The organism is Clostridium tyrobutyricum, from assembly GCF_019144085.1.
GTDB classification, from domain to species: Bacteria; Bacillota; Clostridia; order Clostridiales; family Clostridiaceae; genus Clostridium_B; species Clostridium_B tyrobutyricum_A.
The window spans coordinates 22,005-28,587 of sequence record NZ_JAHHUY010000004.1 but is presented as its reverse complement, the minus strand read 5'-3'; the positions used below and the strand labels follow the sequence as shown (position 1 = coordinate 28,587).

The following is a 6,583-nucleotide window of genomic DNA, read 5'->3' as shown; positions in this document are numbered from 1 at the left end:
GAATTGTGAATTGTGAATTGTGATTGAGGTGTAACAATGTTTTTTGATATAAAGATTGACAAGAAAAGTCCTGTATATATACAGTTGAAAAATTATATAAAAAATATGATTTTAAGAGGTATGATGGCATCTGGAGAAAAGCTTCCATCTACAAGGGAAATGGCATCAAGATTGAAAATAAGCAGAAATACAGTAATGTGTGCCTATGATTTCCTTAAAGATGATGGACTTATATATATGAAAAAAGGAAAAGGTGCCTTTGTAGCAGATGTAAAAGTAGATTTTCAGGAAAAATGGAATGTAGATTGGAGCAATCGCATAAATAATTATGCCAAAAAAGCTGACGAACTAGATATAATTAAAAGTGAAGTAAAATGGGAAAAAGGTATGATATCATTTAAGAGTATAGCTCCTGATGATAAATTATTTGATGTAGAAAATTTTAGAAAATCCTTTTTGAACTGTATTTCAAGAGAAGGTGGAAAAATTTTAAATTACGGATATGCTCAAGGGTATAAATCACTTATAAAATATCTTTTAAAATACATGGAAAACAAGGGAATAAATACGACTGAAAAAGATATCATCATAACTAATGGTTTTACTGAAGGTTTTGATCTAATACTCTCCTGTCTTACTAATGCTGGAGACAGTGTAATCTGTGAAAATCCTACACACAACACTGCTATAAAAATAATGAAACTACATAAATTGAATATAGTAGGAGTAGCTATGGATGAAGATGGAATCAATTTAAAAGATTTAAAGATAAAATTAACAAGGCAAAAACCAAAACTGTCTTATTTCATACCTTCATATCACAATCCAACAGGAATTGTAATGCCGCCGGAAAAGAGAACCAAACTTTATAATATTCTAAGAGAAAACAATATACCAATAGTAGAAGATGGATTTAATGAAGAATTGAGATATTTAAGTGATCATGTATCACCTATTGCAGCATTAAGTGGAAATGGAAATAGTGTCATATATATAGGGAGTTTTTCAAAAATACTTTTTCCTGGTATTAGAATAGGATGGATACTTGCAGACAAACAGCTTATAGGTTATATTGAAAGTTTAAAGAGAAGCAGAAACATACACACATCATTTCTTGATCAGGCTGTCTTTTATGATTATCTAAAAGAAGGTAATTTTGAAAAATATATAAAGAAGGTAAGAAGATTTTACAAGGATAAGTATGAAAAGGCAATTGATTTTGCCAGAAGATATATTCCATATTCTAAAATATACGGAGAGGGGGGACTTCATATATTCATAGAAGTCTATGGAATAGATTCAAGGAAACTTCTTCACAGATGTTGTAAAAGAGGAGTTATATTTACTCCAGGAGATATATTTTATACGGATGGAGGAGGAGATAATACTTTCAGACTTGGGTTTTCAAGAGTAAGTGATGAAGATATAGAAAGAGGATTCAAAATAATCGGTGAAGAAATAAAAAAATTAAAATCAGTTTAGAATTTATCAAGTATATATTATAATTATTTATATACTTTAATAGAATTGAGGAGTGCTTTCAATGAGGAAAATAGACGAAAAGATATTGTATAGAGGAAAGTGGATATCACTAAAGGAAATAACTTATAGAGGAAAGAAAAATGATGAATTGAAATGGGAAAGTGTAGAGAGAACTAATACCGTAAATACTGTAGTAATGTTATCAAAGCTTATTCCATCCAATAGATACATATTAATAAAGCAGTATAGGGCTGCTATTGATAATTATGTAATTGGATTTCCAGCAGGGCTTATGGAAAATGATGATGCAGCGGAAAATGCACTGAGAGAACTAAAAGAGGAGACAGGATATATAGGAAAAGTAGGATCTGAAAGTCCACTTTTATATTCCAATGCAGCTCTCTTGTCAGATACAGTAAGATTGTTAGGGATAACAGTAGATGAAAATTTACCGGAAAATAAGAATCCAAAGCAGGAATTGGAAGATTCGGAGGATATAGAGGTAATTCTAATTGAAAAACATAAAATAATTGATTTTTTAAAGAAAGAGCAGAAAAGTGGAACGGCATTGGGAATTGGATGTTGGTACGTATTCTGTGGGCTACAAAATAATTAGCTGGGGTGGGTCTGTGATATATGATAAAAGATTTGATTATAATATGCAGTATAATAAGTGCATGTGGCGTTATAGTAGTGATAGTTGTATTTATCAATTTGTTTTATCACAAAAAATAGGCCGGCATGGCAAGGTATAAGAGGTGTTTAATTTGGAAGACTGGCTTTTTAAAAAAGATGACTACATACCTAAAGGAAAATCAGATAAATTTATAGACAAGAGCATATTTTCCATTTTAAAGGTATTGTCACATATTAAAAGAAAAGACAAGTTTAAAAATGGATTTTTATATAGGATAAATCCTGCAATAAAGCTTGCTTTTATGATACTCAACATTATATTTTTATCCATGTCAAGAAATTTTACATATGTACTGGCAATAGACATATACTTTTTATTGCTTCTTAGTATGCTTGATGCAGGTGAGATAAAAAGTATTCTATTATTGAGTATAGTAATACCAATTTTTACATTTATAATGCTTATTCCATCTATTGTTATGGGAAATTCCATAAACAGTATGATACTCATATTAAAGATATTTGGCACTATAATGATTGCAAATATTTTTTCTGCAACCACAAAATGGAGTCATATAACAAGATCATTAAAGATATTTTTTGTACCTGATATATTTATACTTGTATTTGATATAACTGTAAAATACATTTATATTTTAGGACAATTTGCATTGGACATGTTTTATTCTTTAAAACTTAGATCAATTGGGAAAAATAATAGAAAGTATACATCTGTTCCTAAAATAATGGGAAATTTGTTTCTAAAGTCAAATGAAATGGGAGAGGAAATGTATTCAGCAATGGAATGTAGAGGATTTACGGGAGAGTATACTACTGTCTCAAATTTCAAGATAACAGTTCGGGATGTTTTATATGCATCTGCAAGTGTACTTCTTATAGTGTTTTATTTCTATACGAAAGGATTGAAAGCCTAATTATGATAGAATTTAAAGATGTATGTTTTAAATACAAAGATATAGACGTACTCAAAAATGTAACCGTTAATATAGGTGAAGGAGAGTCTGTAGCACTTATAGGTGCCAATGGAAGTGGTAAGTCTACATTTTTAAAACTCTTAAATGGAATAGTGTTTTCACAAAAAGGCAAATATTACTTTGAAAAAACTGAGATATGTGAGAAAAGGATGAATGACAGTAAATATTCAAAATTATTTCATAAAAAGATAGGCTTTATATTTCAGAATTCTGATGCTCAACTCTTCTGTCCTACAGTATATGAGGAAATAGCCTTTGGACCAAGACAAATGGGTATGGATGAAAAAAGTGTCAAAAGTAGAGTTGAGGATTGTCTGGATTTACTTGGCATAAGTAATTTAAAACATAGACAACCGTATAATTTGAGTGGAGGAGAGAAAAAGAGAGTTGCCATTGCCTCCGTACTTGTACTTAATCCTGATGTTCTGACTTTAGATGAACCAATGAATGGAATAGACCCTAAAGGAAAAAAATTTTTAAGGGAGTTATTTATTAAGCTCAATAAAGCAGGAAAGACTATAATATGCTCTACCCATGATTTTGAATATGTTGAGGGTGTTTTTGAAAGGGCACTTGTATTTTCAGAGTATCATAGAATCATAAGAGATGATAGTTATGAAAATATAATAGGCGATGAAAAATTTTTACAGGATAATAATATAAAATGACTAAAAGTGGTATATTATTGACATGAAATTTATATTGTAATATACTCATAAAAAAGAATATAAATAAATTCAGGTGCCTATTTTAGGTGAAAAGGGAATATGGTTAAAATCCATAACAGCCCCCGCTACTGTATTTGAAGACGAATCTTTTTTATGCCACCTTGATAGGGGAAGGCCAGAAGACAAGGATGAATCATAAGTCAGGAGACCTGCCTGGTGTTATTTTGTTTAAACTTTCGGAGGGAAAGTTCTCTAACTTGAATTATTCTGGATTATTTCGGATTTTAGAGGAGCAGTATACCTTTTGGTTTACTGCTTCTTGTATTAGGAGGTTATTATGGCAAAAATCATGATTCAGGGAACGGGATCATCTGTTGGCAAGAGTATAATTGTTACTGCGCTTTGTAGAATATTCATGCAGGATGGTTATTCCGTAAGCCCTTTTAAATCCCAGAATATGTCTCTAAATTCCTATATAACTTTAGATGGAAAAGAGATGGGAAGAGCTCAGGTACTTCAGGCCTATGCAGCTGGCCTGGAACCTCAAGTCTATATGAATCCAATACTTTTAAAACCTACATCGGACAGAAAAAGTCAGATAATAGTGAACGGCGAAGTATATGGAAATGCCACTGCTGTGGAATACCACAACATGAAGTTGAAATTCAGAGAAATGTTAAAAAAGCATTTTCTATATATGGAAAGCCAATTTGATATAATTGTAATGGAAGGGGCAGGAAGCCCTGCTGAGATAAATCTAAGGGATAGGGATATTGTAAATATGGGAATGGCTGAAATTGCCGATGCTCCTGTAATTTTAGTAGGTGATATAGATAAAGGTGGTGTATTTGCTTCGTTGGCAGGTACTATGCTGCTTTTGAAGGACAACGAGAAAAAGAGGGTAAAGGGAACAATAATAAATAAGTTTAGAGGAGATATAGAAATACTGAAGCCAGGTCTTGATATGCTGGAAGATATAATTAAAATACCGGGTCTTGGAGTAGTTCCTTATTTTGACCTGAATCTGGAGGATGAAGATGGTGCAGTTTCATTTAATAAGAAAATCAGCAACTATATAGATATAGCTGTTGTAAAGTCACCTCATATATCCAATTTTACTGATTTTGATGCATTACGCAGTGAAGAAGATGTATCTATAAGATTTGTAACTTCAAAAGAGGAATTTGGAAATCCGGATATTTTAATCTTGCCAGGAAGTAAAAATACCATAGAAGATTTGATAAAATTAAGAGAAAATGGACTTGAAAACTGTATAAAAGAATACAGCAAATCTGGTATTGTAATAGGGATTTGCGGAGGGTATCAAATGCTTGGCAACTCTCTAAAAGACCCATATGAAGTTGAAAGCAGTGTGCTTGAAACTCAAGGAATGGGTCTTCTGGACATAGATACTGTACTTGAAAGAAATAAAGTTACTACAAGAGTGGAAGCAAAAAATAAATACTGTACTGTTCATGGATATGAAATACATATGGGCAATTCAAAATATGGAAGTAAGGCCAAGTCATTTTTTGAAATAGTAAATAAAAATGGAGTTGAAGTTTCTTTAAAAGATGGTGCAGTAAACTATAAAAATAATGTAATAGGCACTTACATACATGGTGTATTTGACGACATGGATTTCAGACAGTATATTTTAAATATAGTCAGAGACAAAAAACATCTAGAACATAAACATTCTTTAAGTTATGATGAAATCAGAGAAAATGAACTGGATAAACTGGCAGACATAGTTAGAAGCAATATAGACATGAAAGCACTATATGATATAGTAAAGCTGGATGGAAAGAGGTAATATGGTGTCCTTATTACTTATGAATTTTATAGATATTATCATAGCTGTTGTACTGGATTGGATAATAGGCGATCCTCGATGGTTTCCGCATCCAGTTATATTTATGGGAAAACTTATAAGCTTTTTAGAGTACAAGGCAAGAAAAGTATGTAAAACTAAAAAACAAATTAGAGTATTTGGTGGAGTAATAGTAATAGTACTTTCAGCTGTAAGCTTTTTAATTTCATTTATAATATTGCTGCTTTTGTTAAAGAATAGTATTATTTTATTCAACATAGTAAACATAGGCCTATTATGTACTACATTGTCTGCCAAATGTCTGGATCAAGAGTCTAGAAAAGTATATTTTTCATTGAAAAAGTCGGACATAATAGGTGCCAGAAATAAATTATCTTATATAGTAGGAAGAGATACTGCCAATCTTGACGAAGATGAAGTAACAAGAGCCGTTGTGGAGACAGTTGCTGAAAACACTTCTGATGGAGTTATAGCACCGCTTTTTTACGGCATTATTTTTGGAGCACCACTGGCTATGACATACAAGGCAGTTAATACTATGGATTCAATGCTTGGCTATATGAATGAGAAGTACAGATATATAGGCTTTTTCCCTGCCAGGGTAGATGATATTTTTAATTTTATACCAGCTAGAATAACAGGAGTATTGATTTCACTTTCTTCACCATTTGTGGGAGGTAATATATTAAATTCTCTTAAAATAATGATGAGGGATAGAAAAAATCATAAAAGTCCAAATTGTGGATATCCTGAAGCTGCTGCTGCAGGAGCAATGAGGATTCAATTGGGTGGAACCAATATGTATTTTGGAGAAAAAGTATATAAACCCAATATAGGCGATAAAATAAATATTCTCAATTTTACTCATATAGATAAATGTATAAAACTTATGTACTTCTCTCAGACAATTATGGTGATTTTAACAATCGTAATATTTGTATGTTATTTTAAATTCTAAATTGGAGTGT

General features: G+C 31.4%; 6 protein-coding genes and 1 riboswitch. All 6 genes read left to right on the top strand.

Translation table 11 applies throughout. The annotated features are described in order from the left end of the window. The first annotated feature begins 36 nt into the window (after window positions 1-36). The 6 genes from KM800_RS02585 to cbiB all read left to right on the top strand — a co-directional run bounded on the left by KM800_RS02585 (window position 37) and on the right by cbiB (window position 6,573). Window positions 37-1,482: a PLP-dependent aminotransferase family protein gene (locus KM800_RS02585; protein WP_217811668.1), complete on the top strand. Its 1,446-nt coding sequence runs from the start codon at window positions 37-39 to the stop codon at window positions 1,480-1,482. Between the two features lie 61 nt (window positions 1,483-1,543). Then, on the top strand, window positions 1,544-2,098 hold the full coding sequence (locus tag KM800_RS02580) for an NUDIX domain-containing protein (protein WP_017752780.1): 555 nt from the start codon (window positions 1,544-1,546) through the stop codon (window positions 2,096-2,098). Window positions 2,099-2,249: 151 nt separating this feature from the next. After that, window positions 2,250-3,053 (top strand): energy-coupling factor transporter transmembrane component T family protein, encoded by an 804-nt coding sequence (locus KM800_RS02575; protein WP_217811667.1) that lies wholly within the window; start codon window positions 2,250-2,252, stop codon window positions 3,051-3,053. Between the two features lie 2 nt (window positions 3,054-3,055). Continuing rightward, a complete protein-coding gene (locus KM800_RS02570; protein ID WP_017896014.1) occupies window positions 3,056-3,781 on the top strand; it encodes an energy-coupling factor ABC transporter ATP-binding protein in 726 nt (241 codons plus the stop codon). Between the two features lie 54 nt (window positions 3,782-3,835). Beyond that, window positions 3,836-4,013: riboswitch (cobalamin riboswitch) on the top strand. Window positions 4,014-4,118: 105 nt separating this feature from the next. Next, on the top strand, window positions 4,119-5,597 hold the full coding sequence (locus tag KM800_RS02565; protein ID WP_217811666.1) for a cobyric acid synthase: 1,479 nt from the start codon (window positions 4,119-4,121) through the stop codon (window positions 5,595-5,597). A 19-nt stretch (window positions 5,598-5,616) separates the two neighbouring features. Beyond that, window positions 5,617-6,573, top strand: coding sequence for an adenosylcobinamide-phosphate synthase CbiB (gene cbiB / locus KM800_RS02560; RefSeq protein ID WP_419195454.1), 957 nt, complete (start codon window positions 5,617-5,619; stop codon window positions 6,571-6,573). Window positions 6,574-6,583: the final 10 nt, after the last annotated feature.

What these genes read in the sequence shown, in the direction of transcription:
- KM800_RS02585 (WP_217811668.1), top strand. Translation starts at nt 37, where the DNA reads ATGTTTTTTGATATAAAGATTGACAAGAAAAGTCCTGTATATATACAG.
- KM800_RS02580 (WP_017752780.1), top strand. Translation starts at nt 1,544, where the DNA reads ATGAGGAAAATAGACGAAAAGATATTGTATAGAGGAAAGTGGATATCA.
- KM800_RS02570 (WP_017896014.1), top strand. Translation starts at nt 3,056, where the DNA reads ATGATAGAATTTAAAGATGTATGTTTTAAATACAAAGATATAGACGTA.
- KM800_RS02565 (WP_217811666.1), top strand. Translation starts at nt 4,119, where the DNA reads ATGGCAAAAATCATGATTCAGGGAACGGGATCATCTGTTGGCAAGAGT.
- cbiB (WP_419195454.1), top strand. Translation starts at nt 5,617, where the DNA reads ATGAATTTTATAGATATTATCATAGCTGTTGTACTGGATTGGATAATA.